The sequence below is a fragment of the Brevibacterium sp. 'Marine' genome, assembly GCF_012844365.1.
Classification (GTDB): Bacteria; Actinomycetota; Actinomycetes; order Actinomycetales; family Brevibacteriaceae; genus Brevibacterium.
On the sequence record NZ_CP051626.1, the window covers coordinates 164,057 to 186,840 of the forward strand.

Annotated in this window: 24 protein-coding genes; 13 read left to right on the plus strand and 11 right to left on the minus strand. The window is 66.6% G+C overall.

Annotation, left to right across the window (positions count from 1 at the left end; all coding sequences use genetic code 11):
* The first annotated feature begins 40 nt into the window (after positions 1-40).
* Positions 41-232, plus strand: a complete 192-nt coding sequence (locus HF684_RS00715; protein WP_039211572.1) for a hypothetical protein — start codon at positions 41-43, stop codon at positions 230-232.
* A 30-nt stretch (positions 233-262) separates the two neighbouring features.
* Here HF684_RS00715 and HF684_RS00720 read toward each other — a convergent pair whose 3' ends face one another.
* The gene (locus HF684_RS00720; RefSeq protein WP_169250899.1) at positions 263-1,228 is read right to left on the minus strand and encodes a serine/threonine dehydratase; all 966 of its coding nucleotides are present in this window, start codon (positions 1,226-1,228) and stop codon (positions 263-265) included.
* A gap of 183 nt (positions 1,229-1,411) precedes the next feature.
* Here HF684_RS00720 and HF684_RS00725 point away from each other — a divergent pair, with 183 nt between their 5' ends.
* Entirely contained in the window at positions 1,412-1,675 is a 264-nt protein-coding gene (locus HF684_RS00725; RefSeq protein ID WP_248279056.1) for a type II toxin-antitoxin system prevent-host-death family antitoxin, read from the plus strand.
* Entirely contained in the window at positions 1,659-2,048 is a 390-nt protein-coding gene (locus tag HF684_RS00730) for a type II toxin-antitoxin system VapC family toxin (RefSeq protein WP_169250900.1), read from the plus strand. Before HF684_RS00725 ends, HF684_RS00730 begins: the two co-directional genes overlap by 17 nt.
* Positions 2,049-2,084: 36 nt before the next feature.
* Here the strand turns inward: HF684_RS00730 and HF684_RS00735 are convergent, their stop codons facing one another.
* Complete coding sequence (locus tag HF684_RS00735) at positions 2,085-3,449, minus strand: MFS transporter (protein ID WP_169250901.1); 1,365 nt, start codon at positions 3,447-3,449, stop codon at positions 2,085-2,087.
* A 236-nt stretch (positions 3,450-3,685) separates the two neighbouring features.
* On the opposite strand from HF684_RS00735, the gene paaZ reads away from it, so the two are divergent.
* Positions 3,686-5,722 (plus strand): phenylacetic acid degradation bifunctional protein PaaZ, encoded by a 2,037-nt coding sequence (gene paaZ / locus HF684_RS00740; RefSeq protein ID WP_169250902.1) that lies wholly within the window; start codon positions 3,686-3,688, stop codon positions 5,720-5,722.
* A gap of 144 nt (positions 5,723-5,866) precedes the next feature.
* On the opposite strand, the gene HF684_RS00745 is transcribed toward paaZ, so the two are convergent.
* The 4 genes from HF684_RS00745 to paaI all read right to left on the minus strand — a co-directional run bounded on the left by HF684_RS00745 (position 5,867) and on the right by paaI (position 9,522).
* Positions 5,867-6,769: a diacylglycerol kinase family protein gene (locus tag HF684_RS00745; RefSeq protein WP_169250903.1), complete on the minus strand. Its 903-nt coding sequence runs from the start codon at positions 6,767-6,769 to the stop codon at positions 5,867-5,869.
* Between the two features lie 51 nt (positions 6,770-6,820).
* Positions 6,821-7,477, minus strand: a complete 657-nt coding sequence (locus tag HF684_RS00750; protein ID WP_169250904.1) for a TetR/AcrR family transcriptional regulator — start codon at positions 7,475-7,477, stop codon at positions 6,821-6,823.
* Positions 7,478-7,563: 86 nt separating this feature from the next.
* Positions 7,564-8,859 carry an AMP-binding protein gene (locus tag HF684_RS00755; protein WP_169250905.1) on the minus strand — a complete coding sequence of 432 codons (1,296 nt, stop codon included), beginning with the start codon at positions 8,857-8,859 and terminating at the stop codon, positions 7,564-7,566.
* Between the two features lie 159 nt (positions 8,860-9,018).
* Positions 9,019-9,522, minus strand: a complete 504-nt coding sequence (gene paaI / locus HF684_RS00760) for a hydroxyphenylacetyl-CoA thioesterase PaaI (protein ID WP_169250906.1) — start codon at positions 9,520-9,522, stop codon at positions 9,019-9,021.
* A 548-nt stretch (positions 9,523-10,070) separates the two neighbouring features.
* Between paaI and paaA the strand changes: the two genes are divergently transcribed.
* The 9 genes from paaA (at position 10,071) to HF684_RS00805 (ending at position 17,838) form a co-directional block, all read left to right on the plus strand.
* Complete coding sequence (paaA, locus tag HF684_RS00765; RefSeq protein ID WP_101555887.1) at positions 10,071-11,090, plus strand: 1,2-phenylacetyl-CoA epoxidase subunit PaaA; 1,020 nt, start codon at positions 10,071-10,073, stop codon at positions 11,088-11,090.
* The gene (gene paaB, locus HF684_RS00770; protein ID WP_169250907.1) at positions 11,087-11,428 is read left to right on the plus strand and encodes a 1,2-phenylacetyl-CoA epoxidase subunit PaaB; all 342 of its coding nucleotides are present in this window, start codon (positions 11,087-11,089) and stop codon (positions 11,426-11,428) included. Before paaA ends, paaB begins: the two co-directional genes overlap by 4 nt.
* 13 nt (positions 11,429-11,441) lie before the next feature.
* Positions 11,442-12,422, plus strand: a complete 981-nt coding sequence (gene paaC / locus HF684_RS00775) for a 1,2-phenylacetyl-CoA epoxidase subunit PaaC (protein ID WP_169250908.1) — start codon at positions 11,442-11,444, stop codon at positions 12,420-12,422.
* Positions 12,416-12,979 carry a 1,2-phenylacetyl-CoA epoxidase subunit PaaD gene (paaD, locus tag HF684_RS00780; protein WP_248279057.1) on the plus strand — a complete coding sequence of 188 codons (564 nt, stop codon included), beginning with the start codon at positions 12,416-12,418 and terminating at the stop codon, positions 12,977-12,979. Before paaC ends, paaD begins: the two co-directional genes overlap by 7 nt.
* Positions 12,979-14,097 (plus strand): 1,2-phenylacetyl-CoA epoxidase subunit PaaE, encoded by a 1,119-nt coding sequence (gene paaE, locus HF684_RS00785; protein ID WP_169250909.1) that lies wholly within the window; start codon positions 12,979-12,981, stop codon positions 14,095-14,097. The genes paaD and paaE overlap by 1 nt, the downstream gene beginning before the upstream one ends.
* A 91-nt stretch (positions 14,098-14,188) precedes the next feature.
* Positions 14,189-15,352: a thiolase family protein gene (locus HF684_RS00790; RefSeq protein ID WP_169250910.1), complete on the plus strand. Its 1,164-nt coding sequence runs from the start codon at positions 14,189-14,191 to the stop codon at positions 15,350-15,352.
* Between the two features lie 59 nt (positions 15,353-15,411).
* Positions 15,412-16,161 carry an enoyl-CoA hydratase/isomerase family protein gene (locus HF684_RS00795; RefSeq protein WP_169253707.1) on the plus strand — a complete coding sequence of 250 codons (750 nt, stop codon included), beginning with the start codon at positions 15,412-15,414 and terminating at the stop codon, positions 16,159-16,161.
* The gene (locus tag HF684_RS00800) at positions 16,158-17,027 is read left to right on the plus strand and encodes a 3-hydroxyacyl-CoA dehydrogenase family protein (RefSeq protein ID WP_169250911.1); all 870 of its coding nucleotides are present in this window, start codon (positions 16,158-16,160) and stop codon (positions 17,025-17,027) included. Before HF684_RS00795 ends, HF684_RS00800 begins: the two co-directional genes overlap by 4 nt.
* Positions 17,028-17,061: 34 nt before the next feature.
* Positions 17,062-17,838 carry an enoyl-CoA hydratase/isomerase family protein gene (locus HF684_RS00805; RefSeq protein WP_169250912.1) on the plus strand — a complete coding sequence of 259 codons (777 nt, stop codon included), beginning with the start codon at positions 17,062-17,064 and terminating at the stop codon, positions 17,836-17,838.
* Here HF684_RS00805 and HF684_RS00810 read toward each other — a convergent pair.
* From HF684_RS00810 to HF684_RS00830, 5 genes are all read right to left on the minus strand, one after another.
* Entirely contained in the window at positions 17,835-18,584 is a 750-nt protein-coding gene (locus HF684_RS00810) for a TVP38/TMEM64 family protein (protein WP_169250913.1), read from the minus strand. The genes HF684_RS00805 and HF684_RS00810 overlap by 4 nt on opposite strands.
* Positions 18,585-18,629: 45 nt before the next feature.
* Positions 18,630-20,030 carry a trypsin-like peptidase domain-containing protein gene (locus HF684_RS00815; RefSeq protein WP_169250914.1) on the minus strand — a complete coding sequence of 467 codons (1,401 nt, stop codon included), beginning with the start codon at positions 20,028-20,030 and terminating at the stop codon, positions 18,630-18,632.
* 163 nt (positions 20,031-20,193) lie between these two features.
* A complete protein-coding gene (locus HF684_RS00820; RefSeq protein WP_155807369.1) occupies positions 20,194-20,364 on the minus strand; it encodes a hypothetical protein in 171 nt (56 codons plus the stop codon).
* A 16-nt stretch (positions 20,365-20,380) separates the two neighbouring features.
* Entirely contained in the window at positions 20,381-21,751 is a 1,371-nt protein-coding gene (locus HF684_RS00825) for an OFA family MFS transporter (protein WP_169250915.1), read from the minus strand.
* 204 nt (positions 21,752-21,955) lie between these two features.
* Positions 21,956-22,747 carry a SurA N-terminal domain-containing protein gene (locus tag HF684_RS00830; RefSeq protein ID WP_248279058.1) on the minus strand — a complete coding sequence of 264 codons (792 nt, stop codon included), beginning with the start codon at positions 22,745-22,747 and terminating at the stop codon, positions 21,956-21,958.
* Between the last annotated feature and the right edge of the window lie 37 nt (positions 22,748-22,784).

A 22,784-nucleotide genomic window follows, 5' to 3' on the forward strand; every position in this document is an offset into this window, starting at 1 on the left:
GCGCATTGCACCGCCGTGCACTCGGGCCTAGGCTTGAGGCATGAAGATGAGTACCGTGTGGAGCATCATCGGCGCGATCATCGCCATCATCATCGCATGGTGGGTGGTCAACGTCGCGTTCTCCATTGCGTGGTTCCTCGTCAAGGCCATCATCACCGTCGTCGTGGCGCTCGCGATCTTCGGCCTCATCAAGGCCTCGCTGAAGTCCAAGGACCGCGACCGAACGCGCTGACTTCCTGCCTTCGACCGCGCTGACTGCGCCTCAGAGATCGCCGAGGCTCGTATTCGCCCCGCAGAGGACGACGCAGACTTTCTCGCCCTCGGCCGGCACATAGCCGCTGACCGACTTGCCGTCGCCGGCCGTCTTCCCTCCGCCGCCACCGCGGACTCCCGCCAATGCCGTCGCCGCGGCATGCTCGACCGCTAGCCGGTGTTCGTCCCACAGTCGCTGCCGTGCTTCGACGATCGCGTTGTCGCTGACCGGCACCGAGGTGACCAGATCCGACCGTGCCGCCTCCAGTGCCAGCGGTGTGGCGCGACGGGCACCGAGCGAATCCGCGGCCACCGAATCGACCGTGACGTCGACCGGCTCGTCCGCCTCAATCGCTGCATTCAGCGCTCGGCAGTTCTCCGGCTCAACCGCGACAGTGCGCACTCCGTGATGAGTCGCCGCAGTCGCGACGCCGGCGAACAGGCCGCCGCCTCCGACGGAGACGACGACCGTGTCGAGATCGGGCACTTGCGCCAGGATCTCGGTCATCAGCGTGCCTGCACCGGCCGCGATGAGCGGGTGGTCGTAGGCGTGCGAGGCCAGCGCCCCCGATGAGACGACGAAATCCTGGCAGGCGGCGGCCGCCTCGGCGAATTCGGAACCGACCAACTCCACTCGCGCGCCATACGAACGCAGTCGTTCGACCTTCACGCTCGGCGCGGTAGTCGGCAGGAAGACGGTCGCCGGTACACCGGCGGCACGGGCGGCCCATGCGCAGGCGAGTCCGGCGTTCCCGCCCGAGGCGATCGTCACTCCCGCCTCGGGGAAGGTGCCTTCGGCAAGGTGAGCCTGGATGAAGTTCTGTGCACCGCGGGCCTTGAACGTGCCGGTGTGCTGCATGAACTCGAGGGCGAAGACGTGTCCTTCCTCGTCGGCCGGGGCCACGGTCACCGGGCGCACACGGCCGGCGATCCGTGCAGCGGAGGCTTCGATGTCGGAGTACGTCAGCTCAGTCATCTCATCAGCCTATGCGAGTGCTGCCGGGCAGGTGTCTCCTGTGGGTGGATCCGCCGTGATTCTTCCGGGGATTTCGGGGGTGGATCCGCCCGCAGGGCGCACGGGCGCGGTCGTGTGGTCGCTCAGCCCGGCGCAATCGACCCGATGATAGACTAAGCCAACTGGACTAAGTCTGATCTGCAGATGGAGAAGCCGATGACGATGGTCAATATCCACGAGGCCAAGACGCAGTTCTCCCGCCTGCTCGAAGCTGTTGCGGCGGGAGAATCAGTGACGATTGCCCGCGCGGGGAAGCCGATTGCTCGCCTCGTTCGATATGACGAAGAGGGGCGAGAGCAGCGTTTGGGATTCCTCGCCGGTCACGGATCGGTCCCCGACGACTTCGACGATCTCGAAGCAGGCCGGATCGCTGCTCTTTTCGGGGACGGCGATGCTGCTTCTGCTTGATACTCACCTTCTCCTCTGGGCGGCCTACGAACCTGAGAAGCTGAGCGCGGAAGCGCGTGACCGGATCGGTGATGAGTCCAACGACCTGCTGTTCAGTGCGGCGAGCATATGGGAAGTGTCGATCAAATCGTCACTTGCGAAGGGTGACTTCTCCATCAATCCCCGAATCTTGCGGCGAGGATTGATGGAGAACGGATATCGGGAGCTGCCGATCACCTCGGCGCATGCGATCGCGGTCGGTGATCTTCCGCCGATCCACCAGGATCCGTTCGACCGAATCCTCATCGCTCAGGCTCGTACCGAGGGGCTGGAGCTGCTGACAGTCGACGCCGAGGTCATCGCCTACGGTGAGCCGGTCACCGGGGTCGGCTGAGCGCCGCTTGGACAGTGCCGCCTCAGTGCCGCGTGATCAGTGGAGCTTGGTCAGGCCGAGGTCGTTGCCCTTCGTCTCCTTGACGAGGCTGACGCCGACGAGCGAGATGACGCACACGATGATCATGTAGATCGCGATCGAGATCGACGAACCCGTCTCGGCCAGCAGCGTCTCGGCGATGGTCGGGGCGAAGGCGCCACCGAGGATCGCGCCGAGCGCATAGCCGATCGACACACCTGAGTAGCGGACCTCGACGGGGAACATCTCCGCATACATCGCCGACATCGGGCCGTAGGACAGGCCCATGCCGACGGTGAGGACGAAGATGCCGATGCCGTACATCCAGATGTTCGCCATGTCGATCATGAGGAACGTCGGGATGAGCCACACGATGAGCAGGACGTAGCCGATCTGGAAGGTGCGCACGCGACCGAGCTTGTCCGACAGCGCACCGCCCCACATCGTGAACACCAGCCAACCGAAGCTCGCCAGGGTCGTCGCCAGCAGCACGGGCGCCCGGTCGAGGCCGACGGAACCGCCCTCGGCGAGAGGACGAGAGGCGTAGGCGGCGAAGAACGCGATGATCATGTAGCCCACGGCGTTGTTGCCGATGAAGATGAGCGCAGAGAGGACGACTTCCTTCGTGTTCTTCTTGAACAGCGTGCCCAGCGGGGCCGAGGACTCGGCCTTGCGTTCGGCGAGTTCGGCGAAGACCGGTGACTCCTCGACCTGGCGGCGGATGTAATAGCCGACGAGCACGAGGACGACGGAGAAGAGGAACGGAATCCTCCAGCCGAAGCTCGCGAACTGTTCGGGGGTGAGCACGGTGGTCAGGATCCAGATGACGCCGGTGGCGAGAATCATGCCCACGGGCACGCCGATCTGCGGGTAGGCGCCGAAGATCCCGCGCTTGGAGACCGGGGCATGCTCGACAGACAGCAGTGCCGCCCCGCCCCATTCGCCGCCGGCGGAGAAGCCCTGGAGGATCCGCAGCAGGGTGAGCAGGATCGGTGCGCCGACGCCGATCATCGCGTAGTTCGGCAGCAGTCCGATGAGCGAGGTCGCGGCCCCCATGAGGATGAGCGTGAGGACGAGCATCTTCTTGCGCCCGATCCGATCACCGAGGTGGCCGGCGATGATCGCGCCCAACGGTCGGAAGAGGAACGAAATGCCCAAGGATGCCCAGGCCATGATCTGGCCGAGCGCCGGATTGTCCGAGGCCAGCGGGCCGAAGTACTGAGCCGAGAGGACAAGGCCGGCGGCCTGAGCGTAGATGAAGAAGTCGTACCACTCGATGGTGGTGCCGACGAGGGTGCCGGCGAGGACCTTGCGCTCCTCGCGGGAGATCGTATGAGGTGCGGGCGGCTGCGCTGCGGCAGGGCCGGGTGCTGTGGAGGACATGCGGGAACTTTCGTTGCGGGCGACATTGCCGGTGCTTCACTGACTCAGGTGACTGTTTGGTCAGTAATTGCTTCCGATCATAGAGCAGAGAGTGAACGGTGTCACATGTCGCTCGTTCGCTCATCGGCCGATGACAATTACCGACCAATTGGTTAGTATATTTCTATGAATCGGCAGCGGTGCCGACATCGGCCACCGTGAACCGGGAGACGTCGTTCCGCGAGGGAGAGCAAAGCATGACCGAAATCCTCAGTTCCTATGTGGCCGGAGGCTGGCACACACCCGGAGCGTCCGAGTCCGCCCGACCCGTCCGCGACGCCGGCACCGGAGAGCTCCTGCACTCGGTGAGCTCGGCGGGAATCGACTTCGCCGCCATCGCCGATCATGCCCGGACCACCGGCATCGAGGCGCTGCAGGCACTCACCTTCCACCAGCGCGGTGTGATCCTGAAGAAGCTCGCGACCTACCTCATGGAGCGCACGAAGAACTACCACGAGATCTCGTTCACCACCGGCACCACGAAGCGCGACGCCTTCGTCGACATCGAAGGCGGAATCGGCACCCTCTTCACCTACTCCGGCGTCGCCCGCCGCCAGATGCCGAACTCGACCGTCCACCTCGACGGCGGAGTCGAGCGTCTGTCGAAGAACGGCACCTTCGTCGGCCGCCACATCCTCACCTCCCGGCAGGGCCTGGCCCTGCAGATCAACGCCTTCAACTTCCCCGTCTGGGGCATGCTCGAGAAGTTCGGCCCGATGTTCGTCGCCGGCGTCCCCGTCGTCGTCAAGCCCGCCACCGACACCGCCCACCTGACCCGCGCCGTCGTTGCCGACATGATCGAGTCCGGGCTGCTCCCCGACGGCGCGATCCAGCTGGTCAGCGGTGACGTCACCCCGCTCTTCGACCACCTCGCCGAACAGGACGCGATCGCCTTCACCGGCTCTGCGAACACCGCCCGCACGCTGTCCGCGCTCGACTGTGTGACCCAGCGCGGCACCCGCTTCTTCGCCGAGGCGGACTCGCTCAACTTCTCCCTGCTCGGTCCCGACGCCGCACCCGGCACGCAGGAGTTCGACCTCTTCGTCTCCGGCGTCGTCGCCGAGATGACCGTCAAGGCCGGACAGAAGTGCACCGCGATCCGCCGCACGTTCGTCCCCGAGGCCCACGCCGAGGCGGTCGGCGAAGCGATCATCGCGAAGCTCGCCACCCAGGGCGTCGGCGATCCGCGCGAGAAGTCCACCCGCCTGGGTCCCGTCGTCTCAGACAAACAGCGCACCGACGTCCTCGACGCGGTCGACCGGATCATCGCCGGGGGAGCCCACCTGCTGACCGGCGGACGTGAGGAATCCGACCGTCTGGCCGCCGAGCACGGTGGAGCCTATGTCGCCGCGACCGTGCTCCAGGCCGATGACGCCTGGTCCGATGCCGTCCACGATATCGAGGCTTTCGGGCCCGTGACCTCGATCATCACCTATTCCGACACCGAGGATGCCGTCCGTCTGGCCGCCCGCGGCCGTGGCTCCCTGGTCGGCTCCGTCGTCACTCACGACCGTGAGTTCGCCACCGAATTCGTCCGCAGGATCGCCCCGTGGCACGGCCGCGTGCTCGTCCTCGACCGTGACGATGCCGAAGAGTCGACCGGCCACGGTTCGCCGCTGCCGAACCTCATCCACGGCGGCCCCGGACGGGCCGGCGGCGGTGAGGAGATGGGCGGACTGCGCGGTATCACACACTTCATGCAGCGCACCGCGATCCAGGCCTCCCCGGACATGCTCACCGCCATCGGCGGGGAATGGGTCAACGGATCGGAGCGCCGCCTCGGCGAGCATCCGTTCACGAAGTCGCTGGCGGACCTGCGCATCGGCGACACCCTCGACTCGGAATGGCGGGAAGTCACGCTCGACGATATCGAGCACTTCGCGAACTTCACCGGGGACACGTTCTACGCCCACATGAACGAGGAGGCGGCCGCCGCGAACCCGTTCTTCCCGGGACGGGTGGCGCACGGCTACCTCATCGTGTCCTTCGCGGCCGGGCTCTTCGTCCAGCCGGATCCGGGCCCGGTGCTCGCGAACTACGGACTCGAAGGACTCAACTTCATCACGCCCGTCTCCCCAGGTGACAAGCTCAAGGTGACGCTCACCGCCAAGCGCATCACCCCGCGTGAGACCGACGAGTACGGCGAGGTCCGCTGGGATGCGCAGGTCGTCAACCAGAACGAGGAGCCCGTCGCGAACTACGACGTGCTCACGTTGGTGGCCAAGGAGTACTGAGGGCGCAAAAGGATGTCGAGTTCCGGACGTCCTGTGCGGGATTTCGAGCAGTTCGACCGCACGGAACGTCCGGGACTGGGCCTTCTCGCTGTGCTGAGTGTTCTCGCGGCGGATGACTGCCGCCGGAACCTTGGGTGACCCGAATCACCGGTCGTGGGGAACGCGGACCTTGAGCGATGACGGGCGAATCGTCACGGTCGCCGGAGTCTGCGCGATCGCATCCCCGTCGACGATGATCTCGACCGGGGCAGCGCCCTCAGGGGCATCGATCTTCACCTCCCGCGCGTGGGCGAAGTGGATATGCGGGTGCCTGTGGTGTCGACCGAGGCTGTATTCCACGACTTCGACGGCGAGCTTGGGCAGGAACCCCTCCCGGAGCAGGACCACGTCGATGAGACCGTCGTCGAGGGCCGCCTCGGGCGACAGCCGGAGCCCGCCGCCATAGCGACCGGAATTCGCGAATCCCGCGGTGAGTCCGCGAAAGGCGAGGTGCTGGCCGTCGATCGTCAGCTCCAGCTCGATGCGCTTGGGCGGAAGCAGTGCGCGCACGACGCCATAGAGGTAGACCCAGCGTCCGCGGATGACTCTCGCGGTATTCGCGTGGTGCTGCACGGTCGAGTCGAGGCCGAGACAGACATTGCCGAGGCTTATCTTCCCGTCGAGGTCGAGCACGTCGATGGTCCGGTCACGACCGGCAGCCACGATGGCCGCGGCGGCCTCGATGTCGTTCGGGATGCCGAGTTTGCCGATGAGGTCATTGCCGCGTCCACCGGCGATGACGCCCAGCGCGGTCTCCGTGCCGACGAGCCCGGCCGCGACCGCACGCGCCATCCCGTCACCGCCGAGCGCGACGACGAGGTCCGAGCCCTGCGCAGCGAAGTCGGCTGCGAGCTGCCCGGCGTGGTCCGCGCTCGTGCTCCTGATGAACGTTGCCTCGAGTCCGTGCGCGGCGAATGCCTTTGTCAGGGGGTCGATCCGCCTGAGCACGGCGCCTCTGCGCGCACTCGGATTGAGGATGATCGGAACCGTCGCGGCGGCAGCATTCATTGCATTCCTCCCGGGACGTCGCTGTCCAAGAGATCGGCGGCGTGAAGGCCCTCAGGCCTCCAGCCCCTGGAAGGCCATCGTTGTGACCGCCTCGGCGATGGTGTCGGGGTCGACGGGATAGCTGGGCCGGTACCACTCGGTGATCGAGTTGACCATGCCGAAGAGCAGGCGGGTGATGAGCCCGGGAGTGAAATCCGAACGCAGGCCGCCCTCGGCGATGGCCGCCTCGACGAGGGCTCGGACCTTCGCATCGATCTTGCGGCGCGCCTCGAGGGCTTCGCGTTCCAAGGCTGAGTTTCCGCGCACGCGCAGCAGCAGAGTCACCGAATGGTGGTACTCGATGAGGATGACCACGCTGGCGCGCACGGCCAAGCGCAGACGTTCGAGTGCGGAGACGTTCTCACGCAGACTCTCGGTCTCCACGGCGGAATCGAGCGCGCGGATGCCGCGGCTGATCGCCAGATGCAGCAGCTCTTCCTTCGACGTCACGTGATGATAGATCGCCGACTTCGTGATGCCGAGCTCACGGGCGACCGTATCCATCGACGTGCCGTCGTAGCCGCGGGAGACGAAGACTTCCGTGGCCCTGTTGATGAGCGTCTCCCGGTCGTATCCGGGACGGCCGCGGCGGGAGCGTTTGGGGGCGGCCGGGTTCGCAGTCACCGCTGCTTCCGGCGAAGTCTGCGCAGGTGAGGGGGATTCAGGCATGCGCACCAGTCTAACGAGGTGCCGGGCGGCACGCCGCGATACCGGTCACAGGTCGGTGCGCATGCTGCGAATCCGGGGCGCTCATCTCAGCGCACGCCTTCGCGGCGGTCGATGATGCGCTTCATCTTGCCGACCGAACGCGGCAGGTCGCCGGGCAGCTTGATGTCGATGGTGCAGGAGACGCCGAGGCGCTCCTTGATGCGGGCGGCCACGAGCTTGTCGAGACCCTCGAGCTCGACGGCGCCGACGCCGTCGCGGGCTTCGACCTCGACGGTCATCTCGTCCATCCGACCCGGGCGGGTGAGGACGAGCTGGAAGTGCGGGCTCAGCGGCGCGAACTCGAAGAGCACGGTCTCGACGTTCGCGGGGTAGACGTTGACGCCGCGGATGATCATGAGGTCATCGGAACGGCCGGTGATGCGCGAGATGCGGCGGAAGTTCGGGCGAGCGGTGCCCGGCAGCAGGGTCGCGAGATCATGCGTACGGTAGCGGATGATCGGCAGCGCTTCCTTCGTCAGCGAGGTGAAGACGAGTTCGCCCTCCTGGCCGTCGGGCAGCACCTCACCGGTGAAGGGGTCGACGATCTCCGGGTAGAAGTGGTCCTCCCAGATCGTCGGGCCGTCCTTGGTCACCGCGGACTCGCAGGCCACACCCGGTCCCATGACCTCGGAGAGGCCGTAGATGTCGACGGCGTTGATGTTGAACGAACTCTCGATCTCCTTGCGCATCTCGTCCGTCCACGGCTCGGCACCGCAGATCGCAGTCTTCAGGCTCGTCGAGGTCGGGTCGATGCCCTGCTTGTGGAATTCGTCGAGGATCGTGAGCAGATAGGTCGGGGTGGCCGTGATGATGTCCGGCTTGAAGTCCTGGATGAGCTGCACCTGGCGCGGGGTCTGACCGCCGGAGATCGGGACGACCGTGAAGCCGTGGCGCTCGGCCCCGTGGACGCCGAGACCGCCGGTGAACAGGCCGTAGCCGTAGGCGTTGTGCATCATCTGTCCGCGCTTGCCGCCGGCACCGAGGATGGACCGCGCGATGAGGCTGCCCCACCGATCGAGATCGCCCATCGTGTACCCGACGACCGTCGGCAGGCCCGTCGTTCCCGAGGAGGCGTGGATGCGCGCGACCTGCTCCTGTGGGACGGCGAAGAGCCCGAACGGGTAGTTGTCGCGCAGGTCCTGCTTGGTCGTGAACGGCAGCTTCGCAATGTCATCGAGGCTCGTGATGTCGGCGGGAGTCACGCCGAGTTCGTCGAAGGCCTTCCGGTAGAACGGCACCCGTTCGTACACCGAGGTCACCGTGGTCTTGAGGTTTGTCAGCTGGTCGGCGCGCAGCTCGTCCAGGCTCATCAGTTCGCCGGCGTCGAGGTCGGTCTCAGTCATCATCGTCTCCTTGCGAATCTCTTCTGTGTGTCAGATCCAAAGACCGCCGAGGTGGTCCACCGTTCTTCGGTGTCCGGTCGTCGACGGGTGGTTCGGTGGGGGTCGTCCGGCTCGGCGGGGAGCCGGACGCGGGTCGGGAAGTCGTGCGGTTGGCCGGGTCTACTTGCGGGCGGGCAGCGTGCGGGAGCGGCCGCGGTAGGTGGCGATGATGTCGTCGCCGCGGGTGACCGTGACGTCGTAGATGCCCGAGCGGCCCTGCTTGATGACCTCATGGCCGCGAGCGACGAGCTCGTCACCGAGGTACGTGGGTTTGAGGAAGTCGATGTCGCCGCCGGAGGCGACCGTGATCGATCCGGGATAGTTGCAGGCCATCGCGAAGGTCGTGTCGGCGAAGAGGAAGATGTAGCCGCCGTGGGTGATGGCGTGGCCGTTGGTCATGATCTCGGTGACCGTCATCGAGCACTGCGCCCACCCGGGTCCGTGGTCATCGACGGTGATGCCCAAGTGCTGGGAAGCTCGGTCATTGGCGAACATCGCGGCCGCACCGGTGAGCTCGGGTGAGGACGTCGTGGTCTCTGGGACCGGGGTGGCCGCCTCGGTGGTGGAGAAGCCGTTCGGTGTCTCCGACTCCGCGGTTGTCGTATCGTGGGCGGGCTGTCCCATGCTCGGCTCCTCCTCGAGTCGCGGGTTCGGGCGCCGGTGCACGAGGAGCGCCTGCGCCGCTGTGTGTGGACGACGGTGAGAGTTCCCCGTGATCCCGGACGGTCAGCCCGTCGGAGAATAAACGACCATCTGGTCAATAAATATCGTGCCGATCGTCTTCGGTGTCAAGTCCCGGGGTGGTTCGGCCTGCGAATTGCGCACGCATAGTCAAGCCCGGGCGGGAATAGGTCGCCATCGGATGGCTGCCGAGAAATATAGGTCGCTAGCGGACATTTTCCGGCGCCGAAAGTATCCGACGCTGACCTGAATTCGGCGGGCGCCGCTGAGCAGAGGGGCGACTCGGCGACGCGGCGGGGCTGAGCGGCTCCGTTGCGGGTGGCATTGCGCCCCGGCGAGGGGTGTGCGACACTGGTGGCAACAATACAGAACAAATGGTCAGTAAATGGATGCCCTGGGCCAGAGGTCTGACGATGGTCGGACCGATTCGAGGTCGGCAGCCGCTGACCGAGGCAGGTCCTGACAAGGGCACATCCAAGGGCGGAGTGGTCATGACAACTCAAGTGAACGACAACCGGTTCGACGAGGCGCAGCTGCAGGAGCAGTTCGACGCCACGATCGAGGCCAAGGATCGGATCGAACCCCGGGACTGGATGCCCGAGGCCTACCGTAAGACGCTCATCCGCCAGGTCGCGCAGCACGCGCACTCGGAGATCATCGGCATGCAGCCCGAAGGCAACTGGATCTCCCGCGCGCCCTCCCTGCGGCGCAAGGCGATCCTGCTGGCGAAGGTCCAGGACGAAGCCGGACACGGCCTCTACCTCTACTCGGCCGCCGAAACCCTGGGCGCCACGCGCAACGAGCTCACCGAGAAGCTCGTCGCCGGCAAACAGAAGTACTCCTCGATCTTCAACTACCCGACCCTGTCCTACACCGATGTCGGCACGATCGGCTGGCTCGTCGACGGGGCGGCCATCTGCAACCAGGTGCCGCTGTGCCGGACCTCCTTCGGCCCCTACGGCCGCGCGATGATCCGCATCTGCAAAGAAGAGTCCTTCCACCAACGCCAGGGCTACGAACTGCTCATGACGATGATGCGCGGCACCGACGCCCAGCGCGAGATGGTCCAGGAATCCGTCAACCGCTTCTGGTGGCCGGCACTGATGATGTTCGGCCCGCCCGACGACAACTCCCCGAACACCGAACAGTCGATGATCTGGGGCATCAAGACCCACACGAACGACGAGCTGCGCCAGAAGTTCGTCGATATGTCCGTCCCGCAGGCCGAAGCCCTCGGCGTGACGTTCCCCGATGAGTTCCTCAAGTGGAACGAAGAACGCGGACACTACGACTTCTCCACCCCGAATTGGGACGAGTTCTGGGCCGTCGTCAAGGGCGACGGACCCTGCAACGAACAGCGCCTGACCCACCGCAAGCGCGCCTGGGACGAAGGGGCGTGGGTACGCGAAGCCGCGCTCGCCTTCGCCGAGAACCAGACCGCCGAGGCGGCGGCCGACGAGACTCCCGCCGCCGGCGTCGACACCACCACGCCTGAGGAGGCAGCGAAATGACCGAGACCAACCCCGGCCCCACCTCGGCGAAGGACAATTCGACTGCGGGCTCGACCCGCGGAGAATGGCCGCTGTACGAGGTCTTCGTGCGCGGCAAGCGCGGACTCAACCACGTCCACGTCGGATCCCTGCACGCCGCCGACGACCAGATGGCCGTCCATCACGCCCGCGACGTCTACACCCGACGCAACGAAGGCGTGAGCATCTGGGTCGTCCGCGCCTCCGACATCACGGCCTCAAGCCCGGACGAGAAGGACCCGATGTTCGCCCCCAGCGGCGACAAGGTCTACCGCCACCCGACCTTCTACGACATCCCCGCCGATGTCCCCCATATGTGAGAAGGGGCGAGAGATGACTGCGAACAACGAACCCACCATCCACGTCGAACACGACGAAGCCGGCACGAACGTCGACCACGGCGACCACGACAACGCGTACTCCGGACTGCTCGTCAACGACGCGAACTGGGCCTTCGGCACCGACTTCGAAGACCCCCTGGCCGGCGTCGACACGACCGTGCCCGACGGCGTCGATCCCGAGGACCTCGGCGCGTACTGCCTCATGCTCGGCGATGACGCGCTCGTCTTCAGCCAGCGGATCTCCGAATGGTGCTCGAACGCCCCGGACCTCGAAGAGGACATCGCGCTGGCGAACATCGCCCTCGACCTCCTCGGTCAGGCGCGTCTCCTGCTCGCCCGCGCCGCAGCCGCCGATCCGCAGCTCGTGCCCGAACTGCCCGCCGGCTCCCCGGTGCCCGATGAGGACCGGCTCGCGTACTTCCGCAACGACCTGGGCTTCCGCAATGTCCGCCTGGCCGAGGTTCCCAACGGCGACTTCGCCGAGGCGGTCGCGAAGATCCTCATCTACTCCACCTGGCGCCTGTCGATCTTCGAACGCCTCTCGAGCAGCCGCGACACCGTGCTCTCAGCCATCGCGGCCAAGGGTGTGAAGGAGATGTCCTACCACCGCGACTTCGCCGGACGCTGGGTCGTGACCCTGGCCCGCGGGACTGAGGAATCGCGATCCCGCCTGGTCGCCGCACTGAACGGCCTGTGGCCGCTGTGGTCCGAACTCTTCGAGACCCACCCGGTCGAGACTGCCGTGGCCGAAGCCGGAATCGGCGTCGACCCCGCGACGGTGGCCGACGAGGCATCCGTCATCCTCGACCAGGTGTTCGCCGCGGCCGGAATCGACCGGCCCGAACGCGGCGGTCTGGCCGGAGTCGGCGTCCACGGTGGCAAGGGCCGCGACGGACTCCACACCGAGGCCCTGTCGAAGCTGCTCGCCGAGATGCAGGTCGTCGCCCGCGAGCACCCGGAGGGGCAGTGGTGACCGCCATGCTCGAGACCTACCCGACCGACACCGGCACCCGCCCGGAAGGCATCACCGACGCCGAGGCGATCGACCGTGCCTGGGCCGCAGCCGAACGCGTGACCGACCCCGAGATGCCGATGCTCACCCTCCTCGACCTCGGCGTGCTGCGCGACGTCACGATCGAGAACGGCCACGTCGTCACCACCATCACCCCCACCTATTCGGGCTGCCCGGCGATGGCGACGATGCGCGATGACCTGCAGCGCGAACTCCTCGAGGCCGGATTCCCCGACGCCGAGGTGCGCGTGTCCCTGACACCCGCCTGGACGAGCGACTGGATCACCGAACGCGGCAGACAGGCACTCAAGGACGCCGGAATCTCCCCACCCGGAACCGCCCCCGTCCGCACGGGCCCCGTGGCGCTGACCCTCATGCCCACCCGCCGCGCCGTGACCTGCGTGCTGTGCGGATCGGACAACGTCCGCCTGTCCTCCGAGTTCGGCGCAACCGCGTGCAAGGCGATGTACCAGTGCAACGACTGCCTCGAACCGTTCGACCATGTGAAGGAGATCTGATGACTCAGACGATCGATCAGACCGCCGAGGCGGCCCCCGCCACCGAGCCTGCCGACGGATTCTCCCGGTCGGCTTTCTACCCGCTGACCGTGAAGTCCGTCGACCACCTCACCGAGGATTCGGCCGCCGTGACCTTCGATGTGCCGGCCGAATACAGCGAACTCTTCGACTTCGCTGCCGGACAGTCACTGACCCTGCGCCGCATCATCGACGGCGCCGAACACCGCCGCACCTACTCGATCTGCGCCCCGGCCGGAACCGCCCCGCGCATCGGTGTGCGCGAAGTCCCCGAAGGACTCTTCTCTCTGTGGCTGGTGGGCGAGGTCCGTCCCGGCGACGTCATCGAGGTGCAGCCTCCCTCGGGCAGCTTCCGCGCCGATGCCTCCGTCGGCGGCCGGCACCTGTGCATCGCCGCAGGCTCGGGAATCACCCCGATGCTCTCCATCGCCTCGACCGTCCTGTCGAACCCCGACGCCTCGGTGACTCTGCTCTACGGCAACCGGCACACGAACACCGTGATGTTCGCCGAGGAGCTCGCCGACCTCAAGGACGCCCGCAACCAGCAGCTCGACCTCGTCCACGTGCTCTCCCGCGAACCCCGCGATGTCGAACTCTTCTCCGGCCGCCTCGACGAGGAGAAGCTGCGGGACCTGCTCACCGCCATCGTCCCGATCGGCAGCATGGACCATGTGTGGCTGTGCGGACCCTTCGGCATGCTCGAAGACGCCCGCAAGGTGCTCGCCGAATTCGACGTGCCGAAGGAGAGGATCCACTTCGAACTCTTCTACGTCGACGAACCGCCGCCGGAGGTCGTCCACGCGGACAAGGTCGTCGAGGGTGCCACCAGCGACGTCACGGTCATCCTCGACGGCAAACGGTCCACCTTGGCGATGTCGCAGGGCAAGACCATCCTCGACTCCGCACAGGAATCCCGGTCGGATCTGCCGTTCGCCTGCAAGGGCGGGGTGTGCGGAACCTGCCGCGCGAAGATCTGCGGCGGTGAGGTCAACATGGTCCGCAACTACGCTCTCGAGGACGCCGAGGTCGAGGCGAACTTCGTCCTCACCTGCCAGACGTTCCCCGTCAGCGACGAAGTCACCGTCGACTTCGACTCGTAAGCGGCCCGAATCCAACCGGGCGCCAGCCCGCACACCAACGGGTGCAAGCCCGTACCATGTCACCTACCCGAACTCGTCAGCGAGGAGACCCATGCCCGAGGCATTCATTCTGGACGGACTGCGCACCCCCATCGGACGCTACGGGGGTGCACTGGCCGACCAGCGGCCCGACGACCTCGTGGCTGCCACGATGAAGACCGTCGTCGAGCGCGCGGGCATCGACCCGACCGATATCGACGAGGTCATCCTCGGCTCGGCGAACCAGGCCGGTGAGGACAACCGGAACATCGCCCGCATGGCCGTGCTCCTGGCCGGACTGCCCGAATCCGTGCCCGGGTTCACCGTCAACCGTCTGTGCGCCTCGGGAATGACCGCGATCACGACGGCCCGGGCGATGATCGCCGCCGGAGACGCCGATGTGGTCGTGGCCGGCGGTGTCGAATCGATGACCCGCGCCCCGTGGGTGAGCGAGAAGCCCTCGCGTGCGTGGTCGAAGCCGGGTCGGACCTGGGACACCTCCATCGGCTGGCGGTTCACGAACCCCGCCTTCGGTGAGGACGTGACCCTGTCGATGCCGCAGACGGCCGAACGCGTCGCCGAGAAGTGGCAGCTCACCCGTGAGGCTCTCGACGAATTCGCCTTCCAGTCGCATCAGAAGGCGCTGGCCGCGCAGGAGGCCGGCAGCTTCGAGCGTGAGATCCTGCCCGTCGGCGAGGTCACCGCCGATGAGGGTCCGCGCGATTCGACGCTGGAGAAGCTCGGCAAGCTGCGTCCCATCCACGGACCGGGCGGCGTCATCACCGCCGGAAACTCCTCGTCGCTCAACGACGGCGCCGCCGTCGTCGTGCTCGTGTCCGAGGACTATGCGAACAAGCACGGTCTGAGCCCGCGCGCCCGGGTCGTCGCCGGTGCCAATGCCGGTGTGTCCCCGGAGATCATGGGCATCGGACCCGTCCCGGCGACCCGCAAGGTGCTCGAACGCACCGGCTGGAGCGTTGATGACCTCGAGGCCGTCGAACTCAATGAGGCCTTCGCCTCCCAGTCGCTGGCGTGCATGGGCGACCTCGGGCTCGACCCGGAGACCGTCAACGGATTCGGCGGAGCGATCGCTCTCGGCCACCCGCTGGGCTGCTCCGGGACCCGCATCACCCTGACCCTGCTCAACCGTCTGGAACAGGCCGGGGCGACGAAGGGCCTGGCGACCATGTGCGTGGGCGTCGGCCAGGGTTCGGCGCTGCTGCTGGAGCGCGTGTGAGCGCCGGCGGCGTGAGCGATTCCGCCTCCCCGCTGCTCATCGAACGCCATTCCGACCGGATGATCATCCGACTCAACCGGCCCGAGGTCCGCAACGCCATCGACCAGTCGATGGTCGATGCTCTCCACGCCGTGTGCGCCGAACTCGAGGCCGAACCGAAGGTTGCGATCCTCACCGGCACCTCCGGAGTCTTCGCCGCCGGGGCCGACATCTCGCAGCTGCGCAATCGGCGTCGCGATGATGCCCTGGCCGGGATCAACTCGAAGATCTTCTCCCGCATCCAGGAACTGCCGATGCCGGTCATCGCCCTGATCGAGGGATTCGCGCTGGGCGGCGGTGCCGAGCTCGCCTTCGCCGCGGACTTCCGCATCGGCACCCCGTCGACGAAGATCGGCAACCCGGAGACCGGTCTGGGCATCCTCGCCGCAGCCGGAGCCGCGTGGCGCCTGCGCGAACTCGTCGGCGAACCCCGCGCCAAGGAGATCCTCCTGGCCGGACGGACCCTGCAGGCCGATGAAGCCAAGGCCATCGGTCTGCTCAATGACGTCGTCGACCCCGAGGACCTCGAACTCGCCGGTCAGGCGCTGGCCGATCGGATCGCGAGCTTCGCACCCCTGGCCGTGCGCCTGAGCAAGTCGGCGTTCCACGCCCCGAGAGAGGCGCATCCGCTCATCGACAATGTGGCCCAGGCGGTCCTGTTCGAAACAGACGAGAAGTTCGCCCGCATGGACGTGTTCCTGTCCAAACGCGAGGCCAAGAAGGCGAAGAAGGCCGCCGAACAGGCGGCGAAGGAAGGCGACAACACATGAGCGACACCACAGACACCCCCACCGAGGCAGCCGGTACCACCGCCCGCGTCCCCGACGTCGTCGGCGTCTTCGGCGGCGGACGGATGGGTGCGGGAATCGCGCATGCCTTCGCCACCGCCGGTGCCCGAGTCATCGTCATCGAGAACACCGACGACACCGTGGCCGCCGCCCGGGAACGCATCGACGCGTCGACGAGTAAGTCACGGTCCAAGGGCATCGAGGTGCCCGGAACCGTCGTCGTCGACCGTGATCCCACTCTGCTCGACGAGGCTCTCCTCGTCGTCGAAGCCGTGCCCGAGTTCGTCGAACTCAAACAGGAGGTGCTCGCGACCATCGCGAAGCACGCTCCCGCTGCGAGCATCGGCACGAACACCTCGGCGCTGTCGATCGACGTGCTCGCCGCAGCCCTGCCGCGGCCGCAGGCGCTCATCGGCCTGCACTTCTTCAACCCGGTGCCCGTGTCCGAACTCGTCGAGGTCGTCGTCGGCACCCACACCGATCCGAAGCTCGTCGACGTCGCCAAGGAATGGGTGACGGGACTGGGGAAGACGGCGATCACGGTGAAGGACTCGCCCGGATTCGCCTCCTCCCGCCTCGGCGTGGCTCTCGCTCTGGAGGCGATGCGGATGGTCGAAGACGGCGTCGCCAGTGCCGAAGACATCGACCGGGCCATGACTCTGGGCTACCGGCATCCGGCCGGGCCGCTGAGGACGACGGACATCGTCGGGCTCGATGTGCGCCTCGGCATCGCCGAGCACCTCGCCGAAGAGATCGGCGAGCGTTTCACACCCCCGCAGATACTGAAGGACAAAGTTGCCGCCGGTGAACTCGGCCGCAAGTCCGGGCAGGGTTTCTACACCTGGTGACATCCCCGCAACACGGACACGCAAAGGAGCATCCATGACCGAGATCCAGCTGAAGAACCGCGGCCCGATCGCCGAGATCGTCCTCGACGGACCCGAGTCCCGCAACGCCCTCGACGCGGACAACCTCCGCGATATCGCCGCCGCCGTGGCCAAGGTCGCCGAGGCGGTCCCGAACGTGCGCGTGCTCGTCATCCGCGGGGAGGGCAAGGTCTTCTGCTCCGGCCGTGACATCGCGAACGTCGACGTCGAGACCGACGACGCCCACGCCTTCCTCGCCGAGATCTTCGCCCCCGTCTTCCAGGCGATCCGGGCGCTGCCGATCCCCGTGATCGCGCAGGTCCAGGGGGCGGCACTCGGGCTCGGGTACGGAGTGGCCGCGGCCGCCGACATCATCGTCGCCGCCGAGGACGCGAAGTTCGGATCCCCGTTCGCCGCGATCGGTGCGATGCTCGACTCCGGTGCCCACCATGTGTTCCTCGACCGGGTCGGTTACCACCGGACCATGGACCTCATCATCACCGGAGACTTCATGACCGGCGCCGAGGCGGCCGCCACCGGGATCGTCTCCCGTGCGGTCCCAGCAGCGGAACTGACCGACTTCGTCGAATCGAAGCTGGAGAAGATCGTCACCGGACCGGCCGAGGCCTTCGCCATGGAGAAGGGCTTCGTCCAGAAGCTCGCCGACGAACGCCCGAACCTCGCCGAGGTGCTGGCCCAAGAGGCGGCCCTGCAGGAATCGGCGCGGCAGACCCCGGACTATGCCGAAGGGTTCAGGGCCTTCCAGGAGAGGCGGAAGCCGAACTTCGGCTAGGTCTCAGGACGTTCAGGCGGCTCTGCCTGCGCCTGCTCAGCATCGCGCGTGCGCTTCCAGCGGCGCATCGTGATGATCGTCAGCGTGATGACCAGTGCCCAGGAGATGCCCACGGCGATGCCGTTGAGGATGCTCGGGTTCCCGATGAACGCCCCGACGGCGACGAGTGAGAGCTGGCCCGGCAGGGACGAGATGACGGTGGCGGAGAGGAAGGTGCGGTTGTCGATGCCGAGTGCTCCGCTGCCGTAGTTGACCGGCCAATAGGGGAATCCGGGCATGAGGCGCAGGGTGCACACCGCGTAGAACCCACCGCCGGTGAGCCGGGATTCGACCGATTCTGCGTGTGAGCCGAGCAGCCGCAGCACGGTGTCCCGGCCCAGTGCCCGGGCGATCCAGTAGCCGATCCAGCAGCCCCCGACGACTCCGACCATCGACAGGATGGTGCCGAACGGCAGGCCGTAGATGAGGCCTCCCGCTGTGGCCATGATCGTCACGGGGATCGGGGTGGCTGCGACGCCCATATAGATGAGGACGAAGACGGCGAAGCCCCAGAATCCGGCGGCTGCGATATCGTCCTGCAGCACATCGACCGACGGCAGGCGGACGTTGAAGACCGCCCACACTCCTGCCAGCAGGGCGAGAGCGAGGGCGATATTGCGCAGGATCGTCGGCCAGTCGAGGCGCCCCCGGCCCAGCCGGGGGCGGGGCGACCGCTCTGCGGGCGAGGCGTCTTCGTGTCCGGGCATGGCCCGATCTTACGTCTCGCCCGCGGCGGTCGGGCAATCTCCTCGTCAGGCCGCGGGACCCTCGGTCAGGGTCACCTCGGCGGTGTGGGTCTGACCGTCGGCGTCCGTCCACGTCACGGACACGGTGTCTCCGGGCTTGTGCTCGGCGATGGCCTCGGACAACGAGTTGCCGTCGGTGACCTGGGTCGAGCCGATCTTCGTGATCGTGTCGCCGGCGGTCAGTCCCGCCTCGGCGGCCGGAGTGTCCTCGTAGACTCCCGCGACGGCGGCACCCGCGGTCTGCGACGATGCGCCCGACTGGCCGTTCGAACTGCCGTCTCCCGGCTGGATGGACTGGCTGCCCTGACCTGACTGGCCCGACTGTCCGCTCTGCGAATCCTGCTGGACCCCGATGCCGAGGAACGCCGGATATCCGAGCGTGTTCGTGGCCGTCTGCTGTCCGTCGATGATCGATTCGGCGGTCGTCAGCGCCGACTCGATGGGAATGGCGTAGCCGGTGACCACAGCACTGCCGGAGGAGGCCGCGGTGTTCATGCCGACGACCTCGCCTTCGTCATCGAGCAGCGCACCGCCGGAATCCCCGGAGACGATATCGGCCTGGACCTGGATCATGTCATCGAGCGTCTCCGAATCCTCGGTGCCCTGCGCGGTGGTGGTGACCGAAGCGCCGAGGTCGGTGACGGAGCCGTCGGCGGCCTGCAGCACTCCGCCGCCCTCGGAGTTGCCGACGGCGGTGACGTCGTCGCCGACCGAGACGGAGTCGTCGTCGATCGTCGCCGTCTGCAGGTCCGAGGCGTCCTTGAGCTTGAGCACGGCCACGTCCTTCGTCGAATCCGAACCGACGACGGAAGCCTCGTAGGTCTTGCCGGTCGTGGCGACAGTGACGGAGATCTTCGTCGAATCGGCGATGACGTGGTTGTTCGTCAGCACCAGACCGTCCTTGCTCAGCACCATGCCGGTGCCGGCCGCCTCGGCGTTCTCATAGCCGAGCTGGGTATCGATGAGGACGACGCCGGTCGACTCCTTCGCACTGGCCGGGCTGGCCTCCTGCTGGGACGAACCGTCGCTGCCCTGCCCGGTGTCAGGCGACTGCGAGCCGCCGCCGGGAGCGGTGCCTTCGGAGTATCCGCCCTGGCTGCCTCCCTGGCCGCCGCTGCCTCCCCGGCCGGGGTTGCTCGGCTGCCCGGTGAAGGGGATGGCCGACTGGGTGGTCCCGGCCGCGACCGTGTGAGTGTGTGCCGCAGCGGCAGCCGGCTGACCCGCGGCCGTTCCGATGCTCAGCGCCAGCGCCGCTGCCGCTCCGATGACGGCCAGGGCGAGTCGACGCCTGCGGGGGCGGGATCGGGTGGCGGCTGTCGCAGCCGTCCCGGTGTCGAATGCGTTCTCACCGTTGTGCCCAGCGCCGGCCGCCGTGTGTGCTGACTTCGTGCGCCTCGACTCGTTCATGGTCGTGCCTTTCTCTGCTGAGGAGGAGTTCCTGATGACTCCTATTCAGCACCCGCACGCTGTGGCTGGGCTGTGGCGCGGCTGAGGCGAGGCTTCGATTCTGTGGGTCGAGTGCTGAGAACGGCGGGTTCGCGGCTGCGTCAGGGCCGCCTCGGCGAGGGATTCAGCCTGTGAAGATCGCGACGGCCTTGATCACGGTCAGGGACAGGCCCCAGAGGAGACCTCCGACCACGACGACGGTGAGGACGGAGCCGACGGACTTGTAGGCACCGCCGACCGGCGACTGCGGTGAGCCGGAGTCGGGAACATGGGCGACGGGAGTCGAATCATTCATGATCGTGATCCTTCCTTCAGTTCTCTTCGAGGGCGGCGGCCTGCTTGGCCTTGACGTCCTCTTCGCGTTCGAAGTGCTTCTCGCTGACCGGGCGGATGAGGGCATTGGCGATGAAGCCGATGACCAGCGCGCCGACCATGATGAACATTCCCGGAGTGTAGAGCGCGGGGCCTTCCTTCCCTGCTGCTTCTCCCGCCTCGACGACGGAGTTGACGATGAGCGGACCGGCGACACCGGCTGCCGACCAGGCGGTGAGCAGGGCGCCGTGGATGGCTCCGACCTGGTAGACGCCGAAGAGGTCCTTGAGGTAGGCGGGCACGGTGGCGAATCCGCCGCCGTAGAAGGAGATGATGACCAGTGTGGCCAGCACGAAGAGGATGAGCGAATCGCCGCCGAAGAGCGCGACGAGGAGGTAGAGGATCGCTCCGACGCCGAGGTAGAGCATGTAGTTGTTCTTCCGGCCGAGGTAGTCCGACGTCGTCGACCAGATGAATCGTCCGCCCATGTTGCCGATGGAGAGCAGGCCGACGAAGCCGGCGGCCGCGGCGGCGGTGATGCCGAAGTAGGACTGGATCATCGGGGCGGCGTTCTCGAGGATGCCGATGCCCGCGGTGACGTTGAGGAAGAGGACGGCCCACAGCAGCCAGAACTGCGGTGTGCGGATGGCGTTGCGGACGGAGACGTTGCCCTTCGTCTGCATCGGCTTCGCCTTGACCTGTGACGGGTCGAAGCCCTTCGGGGTCCACTCGGGGTGGGGGACGCGGATGACGAAGGCGCCGGCGGCGATGACTACGGCGTAGACGATGCCGAGGGTGACGAAGGTCGGGGTCAGGCCCGCGACGAGGTGTTCGGGATCGGCGCCGCCGCCGTAGAGGGCCATGAGCTGGTTCGACATCGGGCTGGCGATGAGCGCTCCGCCGCCGAAGCCCATGATGGCCAGTCCCGTGGCCAGTCCGGGGCGGTCCGGGAACCATTTCATCAGGGTCGAGACCGGGGAGATGTAGCCGATGCCCAGACCGATTCCGCCGATGACGCCGTAGCCGAGGTAGACCAGCCACAGCTGACCGGTCATGATGCCGAGCGAGGCGACGAAGAAGCCGACGACCCAGCAGGTACCGGCGGCGACCATCGAGGCGCGCGGGCCGTTCTTCTCCACCCAGGGGCCGAAGACGGCCGAGGAGATGCCGAGCATGAGGATCGCGATCGAGAAGATCCAGCCGATCGAGACCTCGCCGGTGTCGAAGTGGGACATGAACGGGATCTTGAAGACGCTGAATGCGTAGACCTGGCCGATGCACAGGTGGATGGCCAGAGCGGCCGGTGGGATCAGCCACCGGTTGAAGTTCTTCGGCGCGACGATCGCCGAGCGCGTGAGAATGGAAGCCACGGGAAGTCCTTTTCTGCAGAGAAACTCGTGTCACCGTCGACAGCGGTCAGCGGACGGCACGTGCGGCCGGCGGTCGGTTGACCGACCGGAGAGTCCACCTCAGGGTAAGTTCCACACACGGAAAATGCGAGGAACACTCAGCTGTTTCTTGAGAAAAGGCGGCAGTTTCTTGCCAAATGGGATGGAATCCGTGGCGCTCGGGCCTCAGAGGTGGATCGTGACGTCGGCCTGCTTGCGCAGCTTCTTCGCGTACTTCTGAGTCGCCTCGGTGGACTTCTGGTTCTTCACCTGTTCCTTGAGCTGGGGGCGCATCTCGTCGATCGGAGGCATCTCTTGCTGGCCCTGGCCGCCCTGCGCAGCCATCTGCTCCTGCTGGGACTTCGCCTGTTCATAGGCTTGTCCGATCTCTTCGCCGGTGACCTCGAACTCCCCGTATTCGTCCTCGATGAGTCCTTCGATCTTCAGCTGGTTCTTCAGCTCCGAGCGGACCTTCTTCTCATCCATTCCCTGGTCCTTCATGGCCTTGAGGAAGTCCTTCTCGCTCATCTGCCCCGATTTCGCGGACTCCTTGAGCCCCTTGTCGATGTCCTTGTCCGTCACGTCGATCTTGCGCTTGTCGGCTTCCTGGACGAGCACTTCGGTGCTCACGAGGTTCTCAGCGGTCTGCTTCTTCAGGCCCTTCTCATCGACCGGCTGGCCGGACTGCTGGGCCTGCATCTGCATCTGCTGGTACTGGGTTTCGAAGAGGGGGACGAACTCGTCCTTCGTGATCTTCTTGCCGTTGACCTCGGCGACCACTTCGGGGATGTCCTTCGTGTTGGGTTTGCCCTGCTGGCCCTGTTGGTCTTGGGCGGAGTCGGCGCCGGGGGACTGTTCGGCTGCGGCCGAGGACTCCTTCGGCTTTGCTTCGTCATCCTGACTTCCGCAGGCGGCCAGCGCCACCACGGAGACGGACATGGCCAGGCCCAGCAGCCACCGGTTCGTTCGCACATTCACTCCTGCTCATCGGTTTCAGCCTGTCAGGCTAACAGGG

Excerpts from the sequence above, each read along its gene's own strand:
- HF684_RS00715 (WP_039211572.1), top strand. The coding sequence starts at position 41 with ATGAAGATGAGTACCGTGTGGAGCATCATCGGCGCGATCATCGCCATC.
- HF684_RS00720 (WP_169250899.1), bottom strand. The coding sequence starts at position 1,228 with ATGACTGAGCTGACGTACTCCGACATCGAAGCCTCCGCTGCACGGATC.
- HF684_RS00725 (WP_248279056.1), top strand. The coding sequence starts at position 1,412 with ATGGAGAAGCCGATGACGATGGTCAATATCCACGAGGCCAAGACGCAG.
- HF684_RS00730 (WP_169250900.1), top strand. The coding sequence starts at position 1,659 with ATGCTGCTTCTGCTTGATACTCACCTTCTCCTCTGGGCGGCCTACGAA.
- HF684_RS00735 (WP_169250901.1), bottom strand. The coding sequence starts at position 3,449 with ATGTCCTCCACAGCACCCGGCCCTGCCGCAGCGCAGCCGCCCGCACCT.
- paaZ (WP_169250902.1), top strand. The coding sequence starts at position 3,686 with ATGACCGAAATCCTCAGTTCCTATGTGGCCGGAGGCTGGCACACACCC.
- HF684_RS00745 (WP_169250903.1), bottom strand. The coding sequence starts at position 6,769 with ATGAATGCTGCCGCCGCGACGGTTCCGATCATCCTCAATCCGAGTGCG.
- HF684_RS00750 (WP_169250904.1), bottom strand. The coding sequence starts at position 7,477 with ATGCCTGAATCCCCCTCACCTGCGCAGACTTCGCCGGAAGCAGCGGTG.
- HF684_RS00755 (WP_169250905.1), bottom strand. The coding sequence starts at position 8,859 with ATGACTGAGACCGACCTCGACGCCGGCGAACTGATGAGCCTGGACGAG.
- paaI (WP_169250906.1), bottom strand. The coding sequence starts at position 9,522 with ATGGGACAGCCCGCCCACGATACGACAACCGCGGAGTCGGAGACACCG.
- paaA (WP_101555887.1), top strand. The coding sequence starts at position 10,071 with ATGACAACTCAAGTGAACGACAACCGGTTCGACGAGGCGCAGCTGCAG.
- paaB (WP_169250907.1), top strand. The coding sequence starts at position 11,087 with ATGACCGAGACCAACCCCGGCCCCACCTCGGCGAAGGACAATTCGACT.
- paaC (WP_169250908.1), top strand. The coding sequence starts at position 11,442 with ATGACTGCGAACAACGAACCCACCATCCACGTCGAACACGACGAAGCC.
- paaE (WP_169250909.1), top strand. The coding sequence starts at position 12,979 with ATGACTCAGACGATCGATCAGACCGCCGAGGCGGCCCCCGCCACCGAG.
- HF684_RS00790 (WP_169250910.1), top strand. The coding sequence starts at position 14,189 with ATGCCCGAGGCATTCATTCTGGACGGACTGCGCACCCCCATCGGACGC.
- HF684_RS00795 (WP_169253707.1), top strand. The coding sequence starts at position 15,412 with ATGATCATCCGACTCAACCGGCCCGAGGTCCGCAACGCCATCGACCAG.
- HF684_RS00800 (WP_169250911.1), top strand. The coding sequence starts at position 16,158 with ATGAGCGACACCACAGACACCCCCACCGAGGCAGCCGGTACCACCGCC.
- HF684_RS00805 (WP_169250912.1), top strand. The coding sequence starts at position 17,062 with ATGACCGAGATCCAGCTGAAGAACCGCGGCCCGATCGCCGAGATCGTC.
- HF684_RS00810 (WP_169250913.1), bottom strand. The coding sequence starts at position 18,584 with ATGCCCGGACACGAAGACGCCTCGCCCGCAGAGCGGTCGCCCCGCCCC.
- HF684_RS00815 (WP_169250914.1), bottom strand. The coding sequence starts at position 20,030 with ATGAACGAGTCGAGGCGCACGAAGTCAGCACACACGGCGGCCGGCGCT.
- HF684_RS00820 (WP_155807369.1), bottom strand. The coding sequence starts at position 20,364 with ATGAATGATTCGACTCCCGTCGCCCATGTTCCCGACTCCGGCTCACCG.